The 23,652-nt window shown below is 39.1% G+C and carries 21 protein-coding genes; 9 read left to right on the plus strand and 12 right to left on the minus strand.

All coding sequences use genetic code 11. From position 1 onward, the window contains the following. Positions 1-117 precede the first annotated feature (117 nt). The 10 genes from CLV48_RS00940 to CLV48_RS00985 all read right to left on the minus strand — a co-directional run bounded on the left by CLV48_RS00940 (position 118) and on the right by CLV48_RS00985 (position 13,109). Positions 118-678 carry a YdeI/OmpD-associated family protein gene (locus CLV48_RS00940; RefSeq protein WP_106565370.1) on the minus strand — a complete coding sequence of 187 codons (561 nt, stop codon included), beginning with the start codon at positions 676-678 and terminating at the stop codon, positions 118-120. A 4-nt stretch (positions 679-682) separates the two neighbouring features. After that, positions 683-1,843 (minus strand): MFS transporter, encoded by a 1,161-nt coding sequence (locus tag CLV48_RS00945; RefSeq protein WP_106565371.1) that lies wholly within the window; start codon positions 1,841-1,843, stop codon positions 683-685. A gap of 31 nt (positions 1,844-1,874) precedes the next feature. Next, positions 1,875-3,530, minus strand: a complete 1,656-nt coding sequence (locus CLV48_RS00950) for an amidase (RefSeq protein ID WP_106565372.1) — start codon at positions 3,528-3,530, stop codon at positions 1,875-1,877. Positions 3,531-4,263: 733 nt separating this feature from the next. Further along, complete coding sequence (locus CLV48_RS00955; RefSeq protein WP_106565373.1) at positions 4,264-5,664, minus strand: aldehyde dehydrogenase family protein; 1,401 nt, start codon at positions 5,662-5,664, stop codon at positions 4,264-4,266. Then, the gene (locus CLV48_RS00960; protein WP_106566068.1) at positions 5,661-7,301 is read right to left on the minus strand and encodes an acetolactate synthase large subunit; all 1,641 of its coding nucleotides are present in this window, start codon (positions 7,299-7,301) and stop codon (positions 5,661-5,663) included. Before CLV48_RS00960 ends, CLV48_RS00955 begins: the two co-directional genes overlap by 4 nt. Positions 7,302-7,395: 94 nt before the next feature. Beyond that, complete coding sequence (locus CLV48_RS00965) at positions 7,396-8,226, minus strand: fumarylacetoacetate hydrolase family protein (RefSeq protein WP_106565374.1); 831 nt, start codon at positions 8,224-8,226, stop codon at positions 7,396-7,398. A 42-nt stretch (positions 8,227-8,268) separates the two neighbouring features. Next, positions 8,269-9,519 carry a BamA/TamA family outer membrane protein gene (locus tag CLV48_RS00970; RefSeq protein WP_106565375.1) on the minus strand — a complete coding sequence of 417 codons (1,251 nt, stop codon included), beginning with the start codon at positions 9,517-9,519 and terminating at the stop codon, positions 8,269-8,271. 187 nt (positions 9,520-9,706) lie between these two features. Beyond that, positions 9,707-10,264, minus strand: a complete 558-nt coding sequence (locus CLV48_RS00975) for a porin family protein (RefSeq protein ID WP_106565376.1) — start codon at positions 10,262-10,264, stop codon at positions 9,707-9,709. Between the two features lie 137 nt (positions 10,265-10,401). Next, a complete protein-coding gene (locus CLV48_RS00980; protein ID WP_106565377.1) occupies positions 10,402-12,552 on the minus strand; it encodes a tetratricopeptide repeat-containing sensor histidine kinase in 2,151 nt (716 codons plus the stop codon). A gap of 62 nt (positions 12,553-12,614) precedes the next feature. Beyond that, the gene (locus CLV48_RS00985) at positions 12,615-13,109 is read right to left on the minus strand and encodes a hypothetical protein (protein ID WP_245889444.1); all 495 of its coding nucleotides are present in this window, start codon (positions 13,107-13,109) and stop codon (positions 12,615-12,617) included. Positions 13,110-13,455: 346 nt separating this feature from the next. Here CLV48_RS00985 and CLV48_RS00990 point away from each other — a divergent pair, with 346 nt between their 5' ends. From CLV48_RS00990 to CLV48_RS01020, 7 genes are all read left to right on the plus strand, one after another. Further along, the gene (locus CLV48_RS00990) at positions 13,456-14,010 is read left to right on the plus strand and encodes a hypothetical protein (RefSeq protein WP_106565379.1); all 555 of its coding nucleotides are present in this window, start codon (positions 13,456-13,458) and stop codon (positions 14,008-14,010) included. Between the two features lie 10 nt (positions 14,011-14,020). After that, entirely contained in the window at positions 14,021-14,986 is a 966-nt protein-coding gene (locus CLV48_RS00995) for an NAD(P)-dependent alcohol dehydrogenase (protein ID WP_211299873.1), read from the plus strand. A gap of 24 nt (positions 14,987-15,010) precedes the next feature. Then, entirely contained in the window at positions 15,011-15,565 is a 555-nt protein-coding gene (locus tag CLV48_RS01000; protein ID WP_106566070.1) for a methyltransferase domain-containing protein, read from the plus strand. A gap of 142 nt (positions 15,566-15,707) precedes the next feature. Continuing rightward, positions 15,708-17,486 carry a PQQ-dependent sugar dehydrogenase gene (locus CLV48_RS01005; RefSeq protein ID WP_245889445.1) on the plus strand — a complete coding sequence of 593 codons (1,779 nt, stop codon included), beginning with the start codon at positions 15,708-15,710 and terminating at the stop codon, positions 17,484-17,486. Between the two features lies 1 nt (position 17,487). Continuing rightward, positions 17,488-18,258, plus strand: coding sequence for a carbohydrate-binding family 9-like protein (locus tag CLV48_RS01010; RefSeq protein WP_106565381.1), 771 nt, complete (start codon positions 17,488-17,490; stop codon positions 18,256-18,258). A gap of 231 nt (positions 18,259-18,489) precedes the next feature. Next, positions 18,490-19,710, plus strand: coding sequence for a PLP-dependent transferase (locus CLV48_RS01015; RefSeq protein WP_106565382.1), 1,221 nt, complete (start codon positions 18,490-18,492; stop codon positions 19,708-19,710). 16 nt (positions 19,711-19,726) lie between these two features. Next, positions 19,727-20,977 carry an amidohydrolase/deacetylase family metallohydrolase gene (locus tag CLV48_RS01020; protein WP_106565383.1) on the plus strand — a complete coding sequence of 417 codons (1,251 nt, stop codon included), beginning with the start codon at positions 19,727-19,729 and terminating at the stop codon, positions 20,975-20,977. Between the two features lie 13 nt (positions 20,978-20,990). Here the strand turns inward: CLV48_RS01020 and CLV48_RS01025 are convergent, their stop codons facing one another. Then, complete coding sequence (locus CLV48_RS01025; protein ID WP_106566071.1) at positions 20,991-21,452, minus strand: RidA family protein; 462 nt, start codon at positions 21,450-21,452, stop codon at positions 20,991-20,993. A gap of 237 nt (positions 21,453-21,689) precedes the next feature. Between CLV48_RS01025 and CLV48_RS01030 the strand changes: the two genes are divergently transcribed. Together CLV48_RS01030 and CLV48_RS01035 are read left to right on the plus strand one after the other, a co-directional pair. Next, on the plus strand, positions 21,690-22,610 hold the full coding sequence (locus CLV48_RS01030; RefSeq protein WP_106565384.1) for an SMP-30/gluconolactonase/LRE family protein: 921 nt from the start codon (positions 21,690-21,692) through the stop codon (positions 22,608-22,610). A 22-nt stretch (positions 22,611-22,632) separates the two neighbouring features. Further along, positions 22,633-23,100 carry a DoxX family protein gene (locus CLV48_RS01035; protein WP_106565385.1) on the plus strand — a complete coding sequence of 156 codons (468 nt, stop codon included), beginning with the start codon at positions 22,633-22,635 and terminating at the stop codon, positions 23,098-23,100. A 121-nt stretch (positions 23,101-23,221) separates the two neighbouring features. Here CLV48_RS01035 and CLV48_RS01040 read toward each other — a convergent pair whose 3' ends face one another. Further along, positions 23,222-23,590 carry an iron chaperone gene (locus CLV48_RS01040; protein WP_106565386.1) on the minus strand — a complete coding sequence of 123 codons (369 nt, stop codon included), beginning with the start codon at positions 23,588-23,590 and terminating at the stop codon, positions 23,222-23,224. Positions 23,591-23,652 lie beyond the last annotated feature (62 nt).

Here is a 23,652-nt window from a genome sequence, read left to right on the forward strand (position 1 = left end):
ACAGAGACAAACAAGGCTTGTCTGGTCTAGGTTTTGGTAAAATGAAAAGCTGAATCCAAAGTACGGGTTGCTATGTTTACTGAAATAGTCGTTTAGTAAATTTTCAACTTTATCATTCTATTTTTTATACTTGTCATTGAGTCCCTTTCCTTCAAGGATCATTGGACGGACCTTTGCCAAGCGCTCAATTTGTGTTTGTTCTCTTTTCGCTCCGCCAATATGTTCTGCATATTCCTTTTGCTTACCCGGGGTAAGTTTGTCAAATGCTGTTTTAAGCAGCGCATCTGATTCCAGGGCTTTTTCCAGAAATTCAGGCATTTCAAATTGCCCAGGCTTGGCCGGTACCAGCTTAATTCCCGCTTTTTCGTTTTCAATAGCCTCTTTGATATAAGCGGATACTGAAGCTTCGTCAATTTCCTCCATTGAATTGAACCTCCATTGTCGAAGTGACTTGGTTTTTCCTTCTTGGGCATTTATAAAAACTCCCTTGGGATCTTTCATAAAAACCCCATTGTAAAACCAAATTCCAACATAATTCTTGAAAGGGGCAATACCCATTACATTCTTTCCTTTGTAGGTGTACACATCAATTCCCCATTTGATGCTATGCTCTAATTCAGTTTGTTCTGCCAAAGATTTTAAAAGGGAGATTTCCTCTGCCCAAGATGACTTATCCATAACTTCATTTCAATTTTTCTTTAACAAAATAAAACAATCCAAAAACAGGTCCTAATCCCAGAACGAGAAAAAGAAAACGATTAGGAACCATAAAATTCAGAAAGTTTAATAGTTGTATACTGAGAACAGATATTCCAAATCCAATAGAATTTACAATTGTCAGAGCTGTACCTCGGTTCATTTCAGGTGAGTTTTGAGCTACCAAGGTTGAAAACATAGGTGAATCAGCGGTTACGGATAAACCCCAAATCATAAGGAATAATAAAAATACCACAGGATAGGGTTGTGACAGAATCAAAGGAGACAAGAAACAACAAATTCCCGATATAGCCAATGCGAATTTGGCTATTTGACCGGGATGGAATTTTTCGGATAGATAGCCTCCCATAGCACAGGATAATCCCCCTAATCCGATAATGGCAAAACTGATAAAGGAAATGTTCAATTCCTGCCCATGTAGTTTACCAAAATATTGGATGAATACTGGTAAAAAAGCCCAAAATGCATATAGTTCCCACATGTGGCCAAAATAGCCCAAGGCTGCAGTCCGGAATGATCTGACCTGAAATATTTTGAAAAAGACTGTGAAATCAAAGGTTTGACTGGGTTTGCGAAAAGGGCCATTTGGTACCAATATCCAAATCATTAGTCCTCCAATAACTGATAAAGTAGAAGTGGTATACAGCACGATTCGCCAAGGTAATTCATCGGAAATACTCCTTACTAAATGGGGAAAGGCAGTTCCTAATACCAAAGCACCAACCAATAAACCCAGAGATTTTCCTAAACCTTTTTGGAAATAATCAGAAGCGATTTTCATACCCACAGGATAAATTCCAGCCAGAAAAAAACCTGTCCCAAATCTTAAAAATAGAATTTGAATTCCAGTCAACCCTTTTAGGCTGATAGCAATATTAAACACTGAGGCGAGAATAGCGCTGGACAGGAATACATTGGAAGGAGAAAACTTATCTGCTATTGTAAAAATAGCAAATATCAAAGTGCCTGAAATAAAGCCTAGCTGTACTGCTGAAGTGATATTTCCCAAAAAGGCTGAGGCCAGGTTCAGTTCTGCTGCCATATCTCCAAGTACCGCATTACCTGCGAACCATAAGGAAGTACACAGAAACTGGGCGATGACAATAATGGGAAGAACATGCTTCATATTTATAGCATAAGTTAATTTTTTTGAATGATTATTTCACCGAAAGGGGAACTAGACCATGGTATTTATATGCTTCTTGGTAAATACTGGCCAAACTAACCAACTTATCTTCTCCAAAATAATTACCAATCAATGTGAGGCTGGTAGGTCTGCCTTTATCGTCAAATCCATTGGGAAGGCTAAGTGCCGGATGCCCGGTTAGGTTGGTCATTAGTAATTGATTTCCTGCATAAGTAGGTGAAAGAACCAGATCAAATTCCTTTATAAGGTCATGAAAATCCTGGATAAGCAGTGTCCTGTGCCTGTTGGCCTGCAAATATTCCACAGCAGGAATAAATCTAGATTGGCGGAGAGAATTGGCACGTGAACCTTCATGTTGCTCTTCAAGTTGATCCACTGTACCAGAGCGAACAAGTTCATCAAAAAAAGCCCCTGATTCAGCTCTTAAAATGATATCAAATACTTCAAAGGGGAAATTCTGTGGAATAGAAATTGGAATGGGGTTAATCCCTATTTTTTTCAACTCATCCAAGGTTCTTTGGTTATTATGGCCAGAAGAAGAACTATCCTTCTCAAAAAGCTCGTGGAAATAAGCGACTTTTAGTTGAGTGATATCTAACTTGTTCAAGGGTTTAAATGCTGCAGCTTTTGTTGTTCTATCTTTTGGATCCACCCCACGGATATAATCAAAAACCAAGGCACAGTCTTCTGCAGAACGACAGATTGGGCCAACTTTATCCATTGACCAGGAGAGTACCATAAATCCATGTTTGCTGACAGCACCAAAAGTGGGCCTTAAACCCGTACTTCCTGTGCGTGTGGAAGGGGCGATGATCGAACCCAATGTTTCTGTGCCAATAGAAAAAGCAACCAAACCAGCTGCAGTTGCTGCTCCTGAACCTGCTGAAGAGCCTGTGGCCCCTTGATCCAAATCCCAAGGGTTCTTGGTTTTACCGCCAAACCAAACATCCCCTCTTGCTAGACTACCTGAGACCAGTTTGCCAAGTAGGACTGCCCCTGCATCTTCCAGTTTTTTTGCTACGGTAGCTATTTCATCAATTACTTGGTTTTGGAATGGTGCAGCGCCCCATGTTGTAGGATAACCCGGGACAGCAGCTAGGTCTTTAATGCCATAAGGAATGCCGTGCAATGGACCTCTGTAAAGGCCTTTGGATAATTCATCATCTGCTTTTTGTGCCTGCTGTAAGGCCAGATCCTCAGTAATTGTTACAAAACTCAAGAGTTTAGGATCATGCTTTTGAATGCGGTTAAGGTACAATTTTGTCAGGTCAGTAGCACTGATTTTCCTTGTATAGATTAATCCCGCCAGATCTAAAAGAGGATAAAAAGCGAGTTCATCAGGGTTATCAGGCAAAACAGCCCCTTCATTTATTTTCCAAGGATTCAGACCTTCATCTTTTTTGATTACAACATCATTAGGTATTGGATCAAAAATCAAAGCTGGACTGATGGAATTGTCCAGGGGGAATTTGCGCATGCTTTCATAACCTTTAAGATTATTATTCAAATAATCCAGCATGGTAGCTATGGTTTCATTTTCGAACCTGATTCCCAGAAGTTCCTGAGCTGCCTTTACCTTTTTTCTAGTAATTTTCCCCGTAGTTTTGGCCAGGGTAAATCCAAAAATGATTCCTATGACAAGGATCAACCATCCGTGTTTTTTCATGTTTTCAAAATAGAAAAAAAGCTTGGATTGATTACTTGTTTTGAGGTAATTGGGAAGGATTCTTTTTTGGAAGGGGATTAGGGGGTATAGGACTTGAGGAGGGTAGTACAATGTACCAAGTGCCTTGAGGCAAGATGCAAGAGACTAGAAGCAGGAATCAAGTCAGGATTTCGGAAGTGGAAAGGGTGATTTCGGAAGGTGGATTTCCAAAATCCAATATCGGTCTTTATATTTCTCACATTATAAAAATCCAGCTTCTCGAAAAATTTTAATTTCGTGAAGCGATACAGCAGATTTTTAATCTGCAATCCATGTAAAATGAAATAATATTGAAATAACCTTTGAGTACGATGTGGCGCACTCAAAGGTTATTACCATTTCCTAATTCCATCCTTCACTGTTCCCCAGCTCCAACATCTGACATTTCGTCCTGCCCTTAACTTTGTGGTTTAAAATCATGCGTTGCGTTTTTAGATTTCTCCTTCGCACCAATGACAAAAAGCCATTTCTCGCGGCGATCGCTGCTCCCGCTGCGTGAAACCTTTTGTTATTTTATGATCTGAAAATGCAAAATTTTAAAATTTCGAAATGACCAGGTGAAGCCTTAGAACTTTTTGACCTGCTGAATTTTTTAAAGGCTCTTTTTAATGAAATTCTTAAATCCGAACGGTTCAAAATCCTAAGGTTTAAGAATCAATACCTAATTCCGAAATCCGATTTCAGACTTCGTGCTTTACAAGTGCTTACTTTTCACCACCATCAACTTCTCCCTTGTCATTTCATGCATGGAATAGGGGATGCCGCCTAGTCCTTCTCCTGAAGCATCACGTCCACCAAATGGCATCCAATCCACTCGGAAAGCAGTATGGTCATTGACCATAACAGCAGTAGCATTGAGTTTCTGTACTGTGTCCAATGCAATGTCCAGATCTTTGGTGAAAACAGCAGCCTGAAAATGATAGGGTAGAGAATTGGCCTGCTCAATGGCTTTTTCCCTTTCCCGATAGGGATATACACAAACTACCGGCCCAAAAATCTCTTCCTGGGACACCTTCACATTTTGGGGAGGGTTGTAAATTACAGTTGGTTCATAACAGGTGTCAGAAAGGCGCTTTCCGCCACAAAGGATTTCTCCTCCATTTTTCTTGGCTTCATTGACCCAATCTTCAACCCGGTCCACTTCTTTTGGCAAAATCAGGGGACCAACTTCCGTTTTTTCATCTAAGGGATTACCGACAATTAGCTTTTCTGCCAATTTCGCCATTTCTCCGGCTACTTTTCTGGCTAAACTTTCATGTACAAATACCTTTTGCACGGAAACACATACCTGACCAGCGTGATAAAAACCCCCTTTTACCAGAGCAGGAATCATTTCATTCAATTGGGCATCTGCTTCTACTATCACCGGGGCAGCTCCGCCGTGTTCCAGGGCGCATCGCGTCCCCGGGGCCAATTTGGATTTCAGGTACCATCCTATTTTTGCCGAACCAATAAATGATAAATAATTGACCCTCTTGTCAGTGACCAGTTTTTCTGCTTCCTCATTATCGATGATAAGGGCCTGTACCCAATCTTCCGGCACACCGGCTTCCTTGAGGAGTCCAACAAAAGACAAACAAGAAAGCGGCGTAGTGGATGCAGGCTTAACAATTACAGGGCATCCTGCCGCAAAAGCAGTTACTGTTTGATGTACAATTAAATTTAATGGGTGATTGAAGGCTGAAATTGATGCTACAACTCCTATGGGCTCTCTTGTTGTAAATGCGATCCTGTTCACTGAAGCTTGGGTTAATCCCATGGGAATTTGCTTTCCTGTTAGCCTTCCGATTTCCTCAGCAGCAATCTTGACACCATTGATGGCACGTAAAACTTCGACCTTGGAGTCCAAATATGGTTTTCCTCCTTCTGCTGCAGCAGTTTTGGTCAGGGATTCCACCCTGGATTCCATAAGCTTTTGAACTTTCTCCAATATTTCAATTCTTTTATACGCAGGAATCCATTGCTTTCGGTCTAAAAATAAGGCATATGCTTTTTGAAGAGCATTTTCTACCTCTTTCTCACCCGCCATTGGAATTTCTTTTATCAAACTTTTATCAAAAGGTGAAAAGACTTTCAATGTTTTCTTTTCGCTCATAGTTTTTGTGCTTTTTCTTTCAACATAACATTTAATATCGGATGATTCAAAGAATAATCCACTGCTAGGTCGATGAGTTTTACGCCATCTGTACTTAGACAGTTTTGTAGAATATCCTGAAAATCCTGATCAGAAACTGGTCTGAAACCTTTGGCTCCATAACTTTCCGCATATTTGACAAAATCAGGATTTTGATAATCTAAACCGAAATTGTCAAATCCCATATCTTCCTGTTTCCACTTGATCATGCCATAAGCTTGGTCATTGAGCACAATGACAGTAAGGTCTAAGCCTAGTCTTACAGCGGTTTCCATTTCCTGGGAGTTCATCATAAAACCACCATCTCCACACACAGCCACTACTTTTCTGTCAGGATAAAGCATATTGACCATCATGGCAGATGGTAATCCTGCGCCCATACTTGCCAAGGCATTATCCAGTAGTAAGGTATTGGGTTGGTGACAGGTGTAATTCCTTGCAAACCAAATTTTGTATATCCCATTGTCCAAAGTGATGATATCTTCGGAGGCCAAATACTTACGGAGGAGGTTTACCAACCTTTGGGGGAGCATGGGAAAGCGTTGGTCTTCGAAGTATTTGCTAAGATGGCCATGAACATGGGATTTTACTTTTCCGAAAAATTCAAAATCCCAATCTTTTTGGGGATGGATTTTTTGGGAAAGCCTTCTGACAGTTTGGGTAATATCGCCCACTACATTTAATTGAGGGAAGTAGACAGGATCAACTTCAGCTGGTGAGAAGTTGATATGGATGACTTTTTTTCCTCCTTTTTTCATAAAAAATGGAGGTTTTTCGATAACATCATGCCCCACGTTGATGATCAGATCCGCTGCATCAATTCCAGTATGGATAAAGTCATTGGAAGACAGAGCTGCTGTACCCAAATATCTATTGTGCCTTTCATCTATAACTCCTTTTCCCATCTGGGTAGTGAAAAAATAGATACCTGTTCGATCCACAAATTCCCTTAGTGCCTGACAGGTTATTTTTCTATTGGCACCTGCACCGATCAAAAGCAGGGGCATCTTTGCCTGATGGATCATTTCCACTGCGGCATCTATGGCCTTATCATCTGCTTTGGGAATGAGATGCCCAATGGGTTCAAATAGATCTTCGGGACAATCTTCTTGGGCAATGTCCTCAGGAAATTCTAAATGGACGGCCCCAGGTTTTTCTTCAATTGCCAATCGGAAGGCTTCTCGGATCTGGGATGCTATATTATTCGCATTGACGATTTGTTTGGTGTATTTGGTAATTGGCCTCAACATATCTACCACGTCAATAATCTGAAACCTGGCTTGCTTACTTTTCTTAATAGGTTTTTGACCTGTGATCATCAACATGGGCATGCCTCCCAATTGGGCATATGCTGCAGGGGTTACGAGATTAGTGGCACCTGGTCCCAAGGTAGATAGGCATACTCCGGGTTTTCCGGTCAGTCTTCCATATGTGGCAGCCATAAAACCGGCACCTTGTTCGTGCCGGGTTATGATAAGTCTGATTTTTGAATTTTTAAGGGACTGAAGTAAATCCAGGTTTTCTTCACCTGGTACGGCGAAGATGAATGCTACTCCTTCTTTTTCCAATGCTTTGACAAATAGGTCTGATGCTTTCATAAAATCAATTTTGGTTAGAAAAAAAAACATGGATATATTATTACAACCACAAAAAAACCAAAATGATTTACTTGAAGTCCATTTTATGGACTTTTCAGCCTATAACTACCTTATTGGTAAGTTTTCCAATTCCGTCAATTTCAATATGGATAATGTCATCAGCTTGCAACGTGAAACTGTCATCTGGAACAAGGCAAGTCCCTGTCATAAGGTAGACTCCTTTTGGAAAACTCATTTCTCTGGTCAGGTATTCAGCCAGTTCTCCATGTTTCCGTTTCATCTGGTTGATTGAAATCTGACCTTCAAATACTGTTTTCCAGTTCCTTTCGATTTTCATGTAAATTTTGGTATCAGGATCAATGGGTTCTTTGGGGATCCAAAGGCAGGGACCAATAGCTGCTGAGTAATCATAGCATTTTGCCTGCGGAAGGTAGAGGGGGTTTTCGCCTTCTATATCGCGGGAACTCATGTCATTTCCAATGGTATAGCCTACTATCTCTTTGTCCTTGTTGATAAATAGGGTAAGCTCTGGTTCAGGAACATTCCATTTGGAATCTTTGCGAATGTTCACTTGACCGCCGGGATTTGCTACCCTGTAATGGGTGGATTTGAAAAATAATTCAGGTCTTTCGGCATCATAAACTTTGGAATAAAAAACTGCTGCGCCACTTTCTTTGGATTCCTCCATTCTAGCTTCTTTACTTCGCATGTAAGTGACTCCTGCTGCCCAAATTTCCTGAGTGCCTATGGGAGCTTTTAGGTCCTTTGCTTCCCAAATGACCTCATTAAATGGGTTTATTTCTTCCTGTAGTTTTTTGTACAGGTTGCTTTGATTGACCAAATGATCCCAATCCTGCGTTTGGGCAATATAATGTTTGCCTTCGTGCGCTATGATGATTTTGTTTGCTGATCTGTAAAGTTTCATGAAAATAGGTTATATAGGTTCAGCATCGAAAGTACTAAATTATCAAAACATTTCATTCACATTAAGGAATATTCCTGAGGCTCCCCGAACCCCAAATCCATAATCAAGAGCAATATTGATCCGTTTTTTGGGTAAAACCATGTAACGCAAACCAAGACCATAGCCCAATTGGAAGTGACTGAACAAATTGATGTCTTCAGTTCGGCTGCTAGCGGTACTGCTATTCGCAAATATGACTCCACCAAACCTCTCCTTGTTTTTTTGAAGCGGAAATCTCCACTCTAGTTCGGTGTAAACCACATCTTCACCTCTGAACCTGCCTTGGGTATAAGCCCTTCCGGATCGGGCAAACATGTCCCAGCCAACAGCTGGCAAAAACATATAAGGTACTTCTCCATTGGTAACTGACCAGGCATAAGTCCACAAGGCCAGTAAATTCCTTGGTCTTTCTTTGCTTAACCTAAAGTAATCCCTGTACTCTAACCATAAGGTACCACTGTTGCTCGTACTGCCCAGAATTTCTGAAAACCCCCTCCAGGAAGCAAAGAGGTATTGACCTTTATAAGGATTGGCCACATTGTCTCTACTGTCATAAACTGCATTTAACGAAACCCCAGATTGTTTGTACCTTTTAGTAGGTAAACCTTTTTCCCTTTGAAACACTTCATGAAATGTCAGTTCTTGTGGAGACGCTTCAAGGTTAAGGCTTTTATCATCAATTTTGAACATTTGGTCATAATGGTACCCAAGACCGTAGAAAAACCGGGAGTTCTGCAATCTTTTCATGGCAATTCCATATAATCGGAGATGTCTGAAAAATATCATCTCTTTTTTAAGATCACCTGATTCCCTGCTAACACTGCCAGATTCCCAAGGTCTTTCCCAGATTTTAGTTCCTAGGCCATAGGTAGGTTGATTGTTAATATTGAACCTGAAATCGGTCAAAATAGTGTAAGAATCATCTTTCAAAAAAGCATTAGACCTAAGGGAAGTATAAAGCTGTCTTTTGGTTGTAACCAGCCCTAAGCCTAGGGCAGTTGACATACTTGTGGTTTCGGGATTGCCCATGGTCCAGGAAAATGCCGGTGCTACACCTATAATCAAACCAGAGGTGGGATCTCCAGCTATCGCTGGCAAGGGAATGATCGAAACTTTCCTTTCTCTTTTTGATATTGACGTGTCTGCGGGTTTTTCATGATCTTGGGCAATAGCCCAATAAAAATTTAAAAGAAAGGTCAGTAATGAAATTAAAACAGTTTTTTTGGGAAAAATTCTGGAAATCTTCGATTTCATACCTTGTGAATTAACAAAATTTGCTAAATAATTTGCTAAACCACAAGTTATCACTAATAATTCGAATTTTTATTCTGAAAGACCAGTAATTTTTAGTGCTTTGGAAAATAAAAAAATGGGAGCTTCGCCTTCACAAAGCTCCCGTTTTTTCACTTCACCTATATGTTTCGATAATTTGCTTTGGATTTTAGAACCTCAGACCTGCCGAAAGCTGGATGACGGAGTTTTTTACATTAGCGTCCGGTTTTACATCGGTCAATCCAAGGTTGTATCTCCCCTGAACAAATAGAGGTCCAAATAGGTGTAAAGTTACACCACCGGCAAGGGCAAAATCAAAGGTTTTTGAATCTGATATGTTGACATTTTCGGTTTCACTTAATAAAAATGAAGCTTGAGGGCCAAAATCAATACTGAATTTGTCAGGAATAAGGTAAACCCTGGCTAGTACTGGAATGGATAAGTAGCCTAATTTGTTCTCAATATCATTGCCAATTCCAGATAAGGTGGAGCCTTTGGTTGAATATAATAGCTCTGGTTGGAGGGAAAGAGTTTCAAAGAGGTTAAGCTCCACAAATGCGCCAGCATGAAAATTTGTAATGCTGTTGAAGTCATATCCATCAAATCCACTTCCCGTGTAATTTGAGAAACTTGGACCTCCTTTGATTCCGAAATGAAGACCTTGGGCAAATGTGTTCATGGAAAATAGCATGCCCAGGAAAGCGGTGAGAATGAGTGTCTTTTTCATAGCTAATGTTGGTTAAATGATACAAAATCCCTGATTTAGGGAATAAACAGGTAGTTAATTGAAAATTGTTTTTAACTTATTCAATTAATTTATCAAGCATCATGCCAGAAGAATTAGACCTTATGTTGCATTTTGTTTTAGTCTTCAATAAATGCAGGTAGTGAAAAATAAAAAACACTTCCTTTGTTCTGCTCACTTTCTACCCAAATTTTCCCTCCATTTTCTTCAATGTAAAGTTGGGTCAGGTTTAGCCCTAGACCAGTACCCTGTTCCCCCGATGTTCCTCTTTTGCTTTTTACCAGATCGGATTGGAAGAGTTGATCTGCCTCTTGTTGATTCATTCCTATTCCCTCATCTTTTACCGAAATGATAATCATCCCATCTTTTTCTAATGATTTCAGGGTAATTGTTCCATTGATTTTGCTGTATTTGATTGCATTACTTAGCAGGTTTCGCAATATCAAATCCAAATGGTTTGGATCTACCAAAACCAAAGTTCCAATTGGGATTTGGTTTCTAAAGTTCAGGTTTTTCTGTCTTAGCAAAGTGGAATTAAAGCTTTCAATTTCAATTACTTTTTCTGATAATGAAGTAGGTACAGGAACTGATTTTACCATATTCATCTGACTGATGGACCACCTGAGCAAATTGTTCAGGGTTTCCATAATCGCACCTACATTTTTATAGAGTTCCGGAACCAGCCCTTTGAACTCATTATCATCCAATCTGTTCTGTCTGTAAAGACCAAGTAGCATAAATAGACTGGCTAGTGGTCCTCTCAAGTCATGTCCTATAATACTGAACAGCTTTGCCTTGACCTGATTGGCTTTTTCTAATTCTTGGGTTTTTATTTCCAGAAGTTGTTTTGCTTTTTTCTGCTTTCGATAGTTTTGGTAAAGAATTCCAGCTATAAGGATGATTCCAAATAATGCCAATAATAAAAGCCTCTTTTGAAAATTTTGCCTTTGCAATTCTTTTTCATTTTCCAGTTCTAAGGCCTTTTGTTCTGCCTGAATGATTGCCAATTTCTTGTCATATTCATATTCTGCTTCAATCCTTGCCGTTTTCCTCTCGATTTCCTGATTGAAGACGCTGTCTGCATACTCTTGGAAGAGTTGATTATGGTGTAATGCAGCCCGATAATCACCCAAAGCTTCGAAGTTTTTGCTCAACAGTCCATTGAGGTCCCTTAATTCAGCTTTGGAGTCCAATTGTTTTGCCAAGTCTATTCCTTCTTTGGCAAGCTTAATGGATTCTTTGTAGTTTTTTAATACGTACTGGATTTGTGATAAGCTTGTTATGCTCAAGAGCATTCCCCTTTTGTTTCCGATCTCTTCATCAATTCTTTGGGATTGAAGGAAAAGCTTCATAGCTTTTTCCGTCTGTCCAAGATCCTCATAGATGCTGGCAAGGTTGTTGATTGCAGCAGAAATCCCTTCTTTTTCACCTATTTTCTCTGAAATGTTCAGGGATTTCTCCAATGCTTCTATGGCTTTGTCAAATTCTTTTTTTCTCTGGTACAAACTGCCAATATTGTTGAGGGTAGTGGCCATTCCCTGAGAATCTTCCGTTTTTTCTTTTATTGCAAGAGATTGCATGTAATAAGACAAGGCTTCGTCCCATTTGTCTTGTTTTTCATAAATCAGTGCAATATTATTGTATACAAATGATATGCCTAGGGAATCATGAAGGGATTCAGAAATCCTAAGGGCTTTTAAGTTGGTCTCTAAGGCTGCCACATAATTGTCCCTGAAATAATGGATAGAGGCGATGTTCTTCAGTGTGGAAGCAGTGCCTTTTTGATCTCCAATTTTTTCCTTTATTTCCAGCGACTTTTCATAAAACTCCAATGCCTGTTGATATTCCCCCAATCGGTTGTACACATTGGCAAGGTTATTATATCCGGATGCAAGCCCCTTATGATCCATTAATTTTTCCCGTTCTACAATGGAGGCACGGTAATATTGAATGGCCTCTTCTGAGTTCCCCAGGTAATAAGCAATGTTCCCAAGGTTATGCAGACATTCGCCGTATTTTTCAAGCTTATTTACCAACAAAAAATTCTCACTAGCTACCTTATGGTATAAAAGTGAACGTTGGAAATCACGCTCTTGATAGTAGGTCATGGCGATTTCAAATTGCAATTGTGCTATTTTTTCAAGGTTTTTAGGCCTTTGATTTTGTAGGACATCCAATACATTGAATAAAGAATCAGTCTGCCCTTTCACTATTAACTGAGCAGAAATATTGATGCAAAAAATAAACAATAAGAATGCTTTTCCTGGCATGATTAAACTTTGCTACAATGATAAGCAATCAAATAGAATTAGTTGAGAAAAAATTTTAAAGCTTAAGGAGATATTTTAAATCTTTGGTCCCGGAAAATGTAACTGTTGCCATTGTCTAAAGCTACAATGACATCAAAAATAAGCTCCAATGCAGAAATTGGCTTTTGATTGAATCTCAAATGTATTCTTACTTGCTCTTGAAACCGGTGCTCTCTTTTTAAAAAATTCTCAATTGTTTCCATTTGCTGAAAATTGGAAGTTGCTAAAAATTTATCAGTAATATCATCAGCATCTTTTAAGAACATCCCTTCTGTAATTTGGATATCCTTTCTGTTGATTATTTTAAGATTTGTCAACTTTTCTATGGAGATTTTCTCTCCTGAACTACAGTTGGCCATAACATCGGGGAAAAAATAGGTTGTTTGGGGAATTGTTCTTTTTGTTTCACTTACCTTCTTAAAGTCAGAAGCCCAAATGCCAAGATATATGCTCTGGTAAAAATAAAACACCTCTGGATCAAGCGGTACATTGGTTTCTGATCTGAAAACTGTTTCCATTGAAAGCTGGGTTATTGAAAAATTTTCAGGTTCAAAAACAGGAAAGCAGCCGCAGGGTCCATCACATGGCTGATCCACACAGGAAATAATAGGTAGAATGCCTGTAAATAGCAATAGTAAAACAACAGTGAATAACTTACATTTCATTTCTAAATACCCAGGTGTGGTAAATATTTATTTTACAGTTAGTTAACCTCATTTTCAAATGAAAGTTTTTAAAGTTAAGAAATGAATTTTAACTTATACCAAATTAGAAAGAGTATGCTGAATGCAAATACCTGAAAGTCAGATTAATTGGAATTAGGTTTCCATAGCTTTTAGTTTTTTTACAACTTAATCGTTCACTATGAAAAAATATATCCTATCCACACTGTTGATAACAGTGATTTTATTTCTATACGGAGGACTGGCCCAAATGCTTCCTTGGGGAATACCAAGTACCCAAGTGATTACTGCTCAATCTGGTGAGCAAACAGAGGCTTTTCAGGCTCCGCAGGAGAAAAAAATGGAACCGGGCTCACTTACAACTGAAAAATTTGATGAAGTCATGGTTGGGAAAATATCAACCTTGACTACAGATAAATCTTTTTCTTGGATCATAAGTGCTCCGGTTTCCCGATATAATGCAGGAACCTATTTTGCTTTAGAATTATTGACCCAATTATTGGTAGCGATATGTTTAAACCTTCTCCTTTTTCTTACCATACAGATGCAGCTTTCAAAAAGAATTTTATTTATGCTTGTAGCAGCTACTGCGGTGGTTACAAGTATTATAGGGCAACAATTAAATTGGTGGGCAATGCCTGCAATTTATGGACTTGGAGTAGGAATTAACCTGATTATCAGCTGGACGTTAGCGTATTATATTTCAGCCAGATGGATTATCAAATCGGAACAATAAATTTCTATTAATGAAAGCTGCCGTCCGACATCAATATGGAAGTCCTGATTTAATCAAGATTGAAGAAATGCCCCAACCATTACCAAAGCCTCATGAAGTTTTGATAAGGGTACTTGCCACTACTGTAAACAGGACAGATTGTAGCGTACTGAGTGGAGAGCCGTATATATTTAGATTTTTTGTAGGTTGGCCTAGACCTAGGACAGCTATCCTTGGGACAGATTTTGCAGGAATAGTAGAAAGAGTAGGTAGCCAGGTAACAAAGTTCAAGGTGGGTGATAGAGTATGGGGATTTGATGACAATGGTTTACCCTCTCAGGCGGAATATTTGGCTTATGGGGAGAATAAAAATATTTTACCCATTGCTGAAGGAGTTTCTTTTCATGAGGCTGCAGCATGCGCGGAAGGAGCACATTATGCGGTTAATTTCCTCAGATATTTCAAATTAAAACCTGATTCAAAAGTCTTGGTCAATGGTGCAACTGGAGGGATTGGTTCGGCAATGGTCCAACTATTAAAACATCAAGGTCTTTTCGTAACTGCTACGGCCAATACCAAAAACTTGGAATTGATCCGAGCTTTGGGAGTGGACCGTGTGATTGACTATGAAAAACAGGATTTTACTAAATTAGATGAAAAATTTGATGTGATATTTGACGCGGTAGGTAAAAGCACTTTTTATAAATGTAAAGAGATTCTGGAAGAAAATGGGTCTTATTTATCATCTGAATTAGGAGAGGGGATAGAGAACTTATATTTACCTTTTTTAACTAAAATAAAAGGAGGGAAAAGGGTGATTTTTCCATTCCCAATAGATATTAAAGGCAGCATGAATGTAATTCAAAAAGTAGTAATTGAAGGCGGTTTCCGACCTGTTATTGAAAAAGTTTTTACTTTGGATAAAGCCAGAGAAGCTTATCAATATGTAGCTTCGGGAAGGAAGACCGGAAATGTAGTATTAGATTTGGGTTCTTGAAAAGATTACATGAGCAATGAAATCATGAATAAATCTGTAAAATATTTTCTTTTGGCCTTTTTATTTTCATGGTTAAGCTTTAGGTCTAATGCCCAAGATACTTCTGCGGGCTTTGCTGATTTGGTTCCCTTTGTTACTACTCCATGGGAGGTTATTGAGGCTATGCTGGATATGGCCAAAATTACCAAGGATGATTATATTATAGATCTGGGTTCTGGAGATGGGAGAATTCCAATATCAGCAGCCAAAAAATTCGGTGCCAAAGGGCTTGGTATTGAAATAGATAAGGATTTGGTCAGCGATGCATTTGATTTGGCAAAAAAGGAGGGGGTGGATCATTTGGTTGACTTTAAGCAAGGGGACTTGTTTGAATTGGATTTCAGCAAGGCCACTGTACTTACCTTATACCTTTTTCCGGATATCAATTTGAAATTGAGGCCTAAAATATGGGGAATGCCATCCGGTACTCGGGTGATTTCTCATCGTTTTGACATGGGAGATTGGGAACCCACTGAGACTAGGACCATTGAATTAGCGGATGGAAAGAGGCATACTGTTTTTTTGTGGATTGTGAATTGAAATTTTTGGGTTGGATATTTTTTTAATGTGAGGAATTTTTGATAAATGGAAGTTATATTATTTTTAAAAATATTACATTTCAATAATTAAATTCTTTGGAATATAATATTTCAGAAATTATCAATATATAATTGGCCGGTTTATGAGATTTTGTCAGGGTCTTGTTTTCATGTTCCTTAGAGGAATAATTTACTTAATGGGATATTGTCTCTGCATTACTTTTTTATTTTCCTGTACTCAATACCAAAAACTTCCACCGGGAGATATAGAAAATGCGGGTCTTTTTTTACCAGATGGATTTGAGGCATTAGTTGTAGTGGACAGTATTGGTAGGGCCAGGCATTTGGCAGTGAGTGAGGCAGGTGATATCTATGTTAAACTTAGGGTTCCTGATAATGAGGGAAGGGGTCTGGTAGTCTTGAGAGATACAAGCAAAGACGGGAAAGCAGATATTATAGAATATTTTGGAGGGTATCCGGATACAGGTAATTATGGCACAGCCATGCGGATTTACAACGGTTATCTTTATTTCAGCACAGCTGGAGAGGTGTACAGGTATAAAATGGATCCCAATTCATTACTGCCCATAGGAGACCCTGAATTGATTGTAGTGGATGATTATAAGAATGCAACATATGGATATGAGCATATTGCCAAGCCCATAGCTTTTGACGGTAAAGGCAATATGTATGTGTCTTTCGGGTCTCCAGGGGATATTTGTCAGGAGTTTAACCGAAGACCTGGTTCACCCGGCATGGATCCCTGTCCACAATTGGAATGGCATGCTGGGATATGGAAATTTGATGCCAATAAGTTGAACCAAACCCAGGAAATGGGGCAAAGGTATGCAACAGGAATCAGGTCAGTGGTGGCAATGGATTGGAACTTTGAGGAGGATGAATTATATGTTGTCCAACATGGAAGGGATGACCTGAATAAATCCTGGCCACAATTTTTCTCGCCATGGCAAAGTGCTGTGTTACCTTCAGAAGAGTTTTTTAGGGTAAAAGAAGGAACCGATGGAGGTTGGCCTTATTACTACTATGACCATATTGAGGGAAAGAAAAAACTAAACCCTGAATATGGTGGTGACGGGAAAATTCTGGGAGATGCCCATTTGGTGGAACAGCCATTGATAGCATTTCCCGGCCATTTTGCACCCAATGACCTTCATTTTTATAGAGGAGATCAATTTCCGGAAAGATATAAAAATGGCGCTTTTGTAGCATTCCATGGATCAACAATAAGAGGGCCCTATCCTCAGGGAGGTTATTTTGTTGCCTTTGTTCCTTTTGAAAAAGGTAAGCCATCGGGGTCTTGGGAGGTTTTTGCCGATGGGTTTGCCGGATTGGATACCATAGTGAATACCGGGGATGCCTTAGCAAGACCTATGGGCATTGCTATGGGGCCGGATGGTTCACTTTATATTTCGGAAAGTGTTAAGGGTAAAATTTGGCGAATCATGTACAAGGGCAAAAAATCTAAATTTGGGGATGATGCATTGGCTAAATTGGAGGAAAGGAAAAGAACCAGAACCAATATCAAAGACCCGGATGAAAAATTGGATAATGTAGAGATAGGGATGGTAGAAGCCGGAGAAAAAATATATAATTTATATTGCAGTACCTGCCATCAAAAAGACGGAAAAGGAGATGGGAACCGATTTCCTCCAATCACTGAATCGAAAATGGTCAATGGGAGGAGTAAAACATTGATTGAATTGATATTAAAGGGGATGGAAGGCCCTGTCACCATTCAGGGTTTGGCTTACAATAGTGTTATGCCTGCCCATGATTTTTTAAACAATGCTGAAATTTCATCATTGCTAACCTATATCCGTAAAAATTTTGGAAATGATTCTCCCAGCATATCAGCATTAGAGGTAGGAAAAGTCAGGGAAGAATTAAGAAATAAATTATGAAATGGAAGGGAGAGCAAAAAAATTATACTATTTAATTCTATTAGGGATTTTTTCTCTTTCATTTTCTTACCCATCTGTATATGATTCAAGAGCCGGCAAAATGGGGGCTGTAGAGGAATATTTTATCCATAAGCTAGAGGGTGATTTATTGATCGATGGGAATTGGGATAAACCACAATGGCATAAAGCAGATGCCATTCATATTTTGAATAATATGGGGCAGGATCCCGGTTTTTTTCCTAAAACCCAAGCCAAATTATTATATGATGAGGATCATTTATATGGAATTTTTCAAGTCATGGATAAATATGTAAAAAGTGTGGTGGAGGATATCAATGGTCCAGTTTATACTGATTCTTGTGTGGAATTCTTTTTTTCGCCTGATGAAAACAATCCCCTTTATTATTTCAATCTCGAAATCAATTGCGGAGGGGTAGCACTGATGCAATTTTCCACAGAACCTCATAAAAAGTTTAAGTACCTATTACCTTCTGATATTGAAAAAATCGAAATCGCCCATTCCCTTCCAAAAAAAGTATTTCCAGAGATACAGGATGAAGTTGTTTGGACCATAGAATTTAAAATGCCTTTGAATATGCTGTCAGGTTATTCAAAGATCAGTGATCCGAAACCAGGTGTGGTATGGAAAGGCAATTTTTACAAGACCGCTACATTTACCAGTAATCCCCATTACATTACCTGGTCGTATGTTGATCGTCCCAAACCTGACTTTCATTTGCCACAATTCTTTGGTACATTGATTTTTCAATAACTCAATTTTTAAAATTCAGCAATCTTTATCCTTAAATCAAGAAAACTTTATTTTATATTTTTTTCAAAATAATATTATGAGAATATGATCAATATTGTGTAAATGGGATTATAATGTTCGCAGTGGTTTGCGGAATATTTTTTAAAAAATTAGATTTAACAAATTTAATTCCAATCCCTAATCCGATGAATCAAATCCTCTAGGCAGTTTGATTCTAAAAATATACACTATATGATCAACAGGAGAACGCTATTAAAAAGACTTTCTGCTTTGCCTTTTGTTGGGGCATTTGTCGGATCAGGAATTCCAATTGCCCCTGGGTTAGCGCATCCAATTTCACTCCCTAAAAGAGATCTTATCAAGGAACTTGGATTGAGGACATTTATTAATGCAGCTGGAACTTATACCGCCATGACGGCCTCCTTAATGCCCGAAGAAGTGATGGAAACCATTCAGGCTTCTTCCAAGGAATTTATCATGCTGGATGAGGTACAGGATAAAGTGGGGGAGAAAATCGCAGCACTTTGCCATGCAGAGGCAGCAACAGTCACTTCAGGGTGTTGGTCTGCCATGGTGTTGGGTCTAGCAGGGGTATTGACTGGAGCAGATAAAGAAAAAATAGCCCAGCTTCCCAATCTGAAAGGGATGAAATCACAAGTTTTAGTGCAAAAAACTCATAATGTGGCTTATGTACATGCCCTGACCAATACAGGGGTGAAATTGGTTGAAGTGGAAACCGCAGAGGATGTAGAAAAAGCCATTAATGAGCAAACCGCGATGATGTGGTTTCTGAATTACACTGCCCCGGAAGGAAAAATCCAACATGAAGAATGGGTGGCTTTAGGGAAAAAGCATAACATTCCAACCATGATTGATATTGCCGCAGATGTACCGCCGGTAGAGAATCTTTGGAAGTTCAATGATATGGGGTTTGACATGGTCTGTATTTCTGGAGGGAAAGCGATGAAAGGGCCTCAAAGTGCAGGCATACTGATGGGAAGGAAGCATATCATTGAAGCAGCAAGATTAAGTGCCCCTCCAAGAGGAAATACCATTGGAAGGGGGATGAAAGTGAACAAAGAGGAAATCCTTGGAATGTATGTGGCATTGGAGAAGTATATCAATACCGACCATGAAAAAGAATGGAAATCCTGGGAGAATAAAGTGGCATATATTGCCAATATAGTCAGCAAAGTAATCTCGGTAACTACTTCAGTATCTGTTCCTCCTGTAGCCAACCATACACCTTTCCTTAAAATTACTTGGGATCCGAAGGTGATTGGTCTGACTAGAGTACAGATGCAGGAAAAACTCAGGTTCGGAACTCCTTCCATTGAAGTTATTGGCAATGGAGATCATGAAATTAGCCTGACTGTTTTTATGTTGAGACCGGATGAAGAAAAAATAGTTGCTAGGAGAATTCAAGAAGAATTAATAGCTGCAAAAATCTAACATTTAACTTAGTGTCATGATGAGAATATTACTCAAAACATTGTTGTTGTTTTTTCTTATTGGAAGTGTTCATGCCCAAAATTATCAGTTGGTAATAAAAGGAGGACATCTGATTGATCCAAAGAACAATATTGATGAACTTATGGATATTGCTATTGAGGAAGGGAAAGTAGTCAAAGTAGCCAAAAATATAGACCCAAAAAATGCCAGGCAAGTGGTTAGAGCAAATGGTTTATTGGTGGTACCAGGCTTGATAGACATCCATGGGCATAATTTTTATGGCACCAGACCCAATAGCTACTTGAGTGATGGATTAGTGGCAGTGGATCCTGATAGCTTTACTTTCAGGACAGGAGTGACCACTATTGTCGATTGTGGTGGTCCGGGATGGAAAAATTTTCATATTTTCAAACAGAACATCATTGATCATTCCAAAACCAGAGTTTTGGCCTTCATGAATATTGTAGGTGAAGGCATGCGGGGCGGAGCCTATGAACAGGATACTTCCGATATGAATGCTGTTCTTACAGCGCAGACTGCTTTGAATTTCAAGGAACATGTGGTTGGATTCAAAGTTGCCCATTATGCCAAAAGAGATTGGATTCCTGTGGACAGGGCAGTTGAGGCAGGAAATATTGCAAACATGCCTGTGATCATTGATTTTGGAGGATCTATGGCTTTTGCCCCCTTGAGGTTAAGGGAATTGTTTTTCGATCATTTAAGACCAGGGGACATCTATACCCATGTTTTTGCAGAATTAGGAGGTGCCAGGGAACCCGTGGTAGATTATCAGACCCGTCAATTCAAACCATTTGTAAGGGAAGCTCAGGAGCGAGGGATTATTTTCGATGTTGGATATGGAGGGGCAAGTTTTGATTTCAGGCAGGCGATTCCTGCTTTGGAAGCCGGTTTTTATCCCAATACCATCAGTACTGACCTACATAAGGGAAGTATGAATGCCGCCATGAAAGATATGCTCAATGTAATGAGTACCTTTATGGCCATGGGAATGGAGATTCCACAGATTATCGAAGCCAGTACTTGGTCGCCAGCCAAGGCCATTAAAAGAGAAGAATTAGGGCACCTTTCAGAAGGTGCCATTGCTGATGTAGCGCTAATTCATGTCAGGGAAGGTCAATTTGGGGTATGGGACAAAAACGGGTACAAACTTGAAACCGATAAACGTTTTGAATGTGAAATGACCATTAAAGATGGGGAAATTGTATTCAGTGTCAATGGTTTAAGTGAGCCGGTTGTAGTCAAATAATCCTGACCCAATTTTAGATGTATGCTATACAATCCATTTCTACCAAAGAATCTCCAGGAACTCCGCCATAAGTGGCAACAGTAGTCCTTACAGGTGGTTTTTTACCGAATCTACCTTTATACACTTCATTCATTCCCTTATAATCATTCAGATCATGAAGGTAGACATTTACTTTCAGCACTTTTTCCATGGATGAACCTGCCTTTATCAGTTCCTTTTCAAGTTCTTTAAGTACGTGGTCTGTATGTGCTTTGATATCCCCATCAAAATGGGCACCTTTTCCTGCGACAAATATCATGTTTCCCAGTTTGGTGGAACCTGAAAACAAAGGAATGTCCTGATCCTGAACGACATTGAACACCTCTTTTTCAGGAGTATTATCAGGTTCTGCTTTTGCTACCATTCCGATTCCGGCAAATCCTGCCAATGAGGCAATCAATTTTTTCAAAGAGGTTCTTCTTTTAAGTTTTTCCATAATCTTGGGCTGATTTAAAGTTTGATAAACAAAACTGAATATATGGTTTTGATCCAACTACTGCAAATAAAAGATAGGGGGATGTCAAGTTATTCAAAGTAATTGTTCTATTTTTTCCATATTCGGAAAATTCTTAGTTTTTGGAGAGCAGAAAGCTTAAGATCTGTTTCAGAAAATATTTATCAGGGAATTATTCTTATATTAAGACATCTATCTTCACCAAAAAAATCTTAACCCATGTGCCGTCTTTTATTGAGTTTGTTTTTAATAATTTTTATCGGTTCCTGTAAAAATAGGGCAAAGGATCAGCAAACAACTGACTTAGGATATTCAGAATCAGAGGAATTATATATTGCAAAGCCTTTTACCCAAAACAGTCAGTTTACCAATGGTATTGAAGGACCTGCCGTTGATTCAAATGGAATATTGTATGTGGTCAATTTTGAAAATGAGGGTACTATTGGACAGGTAAATCAGGGTGGGGTGGCTTCTTTATTTATTGATCTTCCCGAGGGTAGCACAGGGAACGGGATACGCTTCGATAGCAAAGGCAATATGTTGATCGCTGACTATACGGGCCATAATATTCTGAAAGTAAATATGGAGAGTAAGGCCATTTCCGTGCATGCCCACAATGGTCAAATGAACCAGCCTAATGATATTGCCATCATGGATAATGATATTCTTTTTGCAAGTGATCCTGACTGGAAAAACAGTACTGGTCAGCTCTGGAGGATAGATGCAGATGGAAGTACTCACCTTTTAGAAAAGAATATGGGTACCACCAATGGGGTAGAGGTGAGTCCTGACAATCGAAAGCTTTATGTGAACGAATCTGTCCAAAGGAAAGTTTGGGTATATGACTTATCAGAAAAAGGTGATATCAGCAATAAAAGGCTCTTGATCCAGTTCGATGATTTTGGAATGGACGGCATGAGGTCGGATATTAATGGTAATTTATACATCACCCGACATGGGAAAGGAACTGTGGTGAAAGTTTCTCCTGAAGGTGAAATACTTCTGGAAATAGCTGTTTCAGGCAAAAAACCATCAAACATAGCCTTTGGCGGGAATGATGGGAAAACTGCTTTTGTAACCTTACAGGATAATGGAAATATAGATTATTTCCGGATTGATGCTCCAGGTAGGGAGTTTTAATAAAGAAAATATAGATTAAAAGATGAAAGCATTTTTTTATTGGTTATTCAGTACATATTCTACAGGCAAAAAGTTGGATTTCGGACTGTTGTTGCTTAGGTTATTCTTTGCTTTGCCTTTGACCATTAGACATGGATGGCCCACCCTTTTCCAATGGTGGAAAGGAGAGATCAGTTACCCTGACCCATTGGGATTAGGAGAAAACCTGACCATGCTGATTATGGGAAGCATAGAAGCATTTTGTGCTACTTTTGTTGTATTGGGCTTGTTTACCCGTATTTCTGCCTTTTTTGTAGCTGCAGGATTTACAGTTGCAGTACTTGTAGTACATGGTACAGATACATTCGCAGTCAAAGAACTGGCCTATATGTATATGGCAGGATTTTGGTCGGTATTTTTTTTAGGTTCAGGAAAATACGCTTTAGATTTTCTGATTTTTGGGAAAAGCCAAGGTAAAAGGCTATTAAAATTTCAAACCGACAATGCTTAAACTGATTCCCACGTAACTCATTCCATCTGTAAATATATTTTGCTCCTGTTGATCCCAGTAATTTAGGATCCCATTTCCTCAGGTTGGGCTTTCTTTAGGGTGGTTTCAATTGCTAGAATCTTCATTTTTTAGGTTTTCTGCTTTTATTTTCTTCTAGCCTAAATTGAACAATATCGGAAATCAAATTATATGGGATTGGTTTATCCAAGGGAAATTGTAATGTTCCTTTTCCTGTTTTGAATGATTCAACTTCCTTCTTGAAGGCCTCAATTCCTGAAGGGGCTGGATAAAATCCTATGTGTTTCTTGTAGGCCGCGAAATGGACAAGATTTCCATGCATTTTAAAGGTAGGGATACCGTAATTGATGGATTCCGTGGCCTCCGGTGCTGCTTCTCTTACCGTTTCCCTTATCTTTTGAAGTATCCTTTTGGTCTCACTGGGAAAAGCATTGATATAGTCATCTATGGTTTCGAAAGTGTTTTTTTCCATGGGGTTGAGCCAAGTATGCTTTGTAGTTTATTGGAGACCATATCTTTTTGTTTTCAAGATAC

The sequence above is a fragment of the Cecembia rubra genome, assembly GCF_003014575.1.
Lineage (GTDB): Bacteria > Bacteroidota > Bacteroidia > Cytophagales > Cyclobacteriaceae > Cecembia_A > Cecembia_A rubra.

What these genes read in the sequence shown, in the direction of transcription:
- CLV48_RS00940 (WP_106565370.1), bottom strand. Translation starts at nt 678, where the DNA reads ATGGATAAGTCATCTTGGGCAGAGGAAATCTCCCTTTTAAAATCTTTG.
- CLV48_RS00945 (WP_106565371.1), bottom strand. Translation starts at nt 1,843, where the DNA reads ATGAAGCATGTTCTTCCCATTATTGTCATCGCCCAGTTTCTGTGTACT.
- CLV48_RS00950 (WP_106565372.1), bottom strand. Translation starts at nt 3,530, where the DNA reads ATGAAAAAACACGGATGGTTGATCCTTGTCATAGGAATCATTTTTGGA.
- CLV48_RS00955 (WP_106565373.1), bottom strand. Translation starts at nt 5,664, where the DNA reads ATGAGCGAAAAGAAAACATTGAAAGTCTTTTCACCTTTTGATAAAAGT.
- CLV48_RS00960 (WP_106566068.1), bottom strand. Translation starts at nt 7,301, where the DNA reads ATGAAAGCATCAGACCTATTTGTCAAAGCATTGGAAAAAGAAGGAGTA.
- CLV48_RS00965 (WP_106565374.1), bottom strand. Translation starts at nt 8,226, where the DNA reads ATGAAACTTTACAGATCAGCAAACAAAATCATCATAGCGCACGAAGGC.
- CLV48_RS00970 (WP_106565375.1), bottom strand. Translation starts at nt 9,519, where the DNA reads ATGAAATCGAAGATTTCCAGAATTTTTCCCAAAAAAACTGTTTTAATT.
- CLV48_RS00975 (WP_106565376.1), bottom strand. Translation starts at nt 10,264, where the DNA reads ATGAAAAAGACACTCATTCTCACCGCTTTCCTGGGCATGCTATTTTCC.
- CLV48_RS00980 (WP_106565377.1), bottom strand. Translation starts at nt 12,552, where the DNA reads ATGCCAGGAAAAGCATTCTTATTGTTTATTTTTTGCATCAATATTTCT.
- CLV48_RS00985 (WP_245889444.1), bottom strand. Translation starts at nt 13,109, where the DNA reads ATGGAAACAGTTTTCAGATCAGAAACCAATGTACCGCTTGATCCAGAG.
- CLV48_RS00990 (WP_106565379.1), top strand. Translation starts at nt 13,456, where the DNA reads ATGAAAAAATATATCCTATCCACACTGTTGATAACAGTGATTTTATTT.
- CLV48_RS00995 (WP_211299873.1), top strand. Translation starts at nt 14,021, where the DNA reads ATGAAAGCTGCCGTCCGACATCAATATGGAAGTCCTGATTTAATCAAG.
- CLV48_RS01000 (WP_106566070.1), top strand. Translation starts at nt 15,011, where the DNA reads ATGAATAAATCTGTAAAATATTTTCTTTTGGCCTTTTTATTTTCATGG.
- CLV48_RS01005 (WP_245889445.1), top strand. Translation starts at nt 15,708, where the DNA reads ATGAGATTTTGTCAGGGTCTTGTTTTCATGTTCCTTAGAGGAATAATT.
- CLV48_RS01010 (WP_106565381.1), top strand. Translation starts at nt 17,488, where the DNA reads ATGGAAGGGAGAGCAAAAAAATTATACTATTTAATTCTATTAGGGATT.
- CLV48_RS01015 (WP_106565382.1), top strand. Translation starts at nt 18,490, where the DNA reads ATGATCAACAGGAGAACGCTATTAAAAAGACTTTCTGCTTTGCCTTTT.
- CLV48_RS01020 (WP_106565383.1), top strand. Translation starts at nt 19,727, where the DNA reads ATGATGAGAATATTACTCAAAACATTGTTGTTGTTTTTTCTTATTGGA.
- CLV48_RS01025 (WP_106566071.1), bottom strand. Translation starts at nt 21,452, where the DNA reads ATGGAAAAACTTAAAAGAAGAACCTCTTTGAAAAAATTGATTGCCTCA.
- CLV48_RS01030 (WP_106565384.1), top strand. Translation starts at nt 21,690, where the DNA reads ATGTGCCGTCTTTTATTGAGTTTGTTTTTAATAATTTTTATCGGTTCC.
- CLV48_RS01035 (WP_106565385.1), top strand. Translation starts at nt 22,633, where the DNA reads ATGAAAGCATTTTTTTATTGGTTATTCAGTACATATTCTACAGGCAAA.
- CLV48_RS01040 (WP_106565386.1), bottom strand. Translation starts at nt 23,590, where the DNA reads ATGGAAAAAAACACTTTCGAAACCATAGATGACTATATCAATGCTTTT.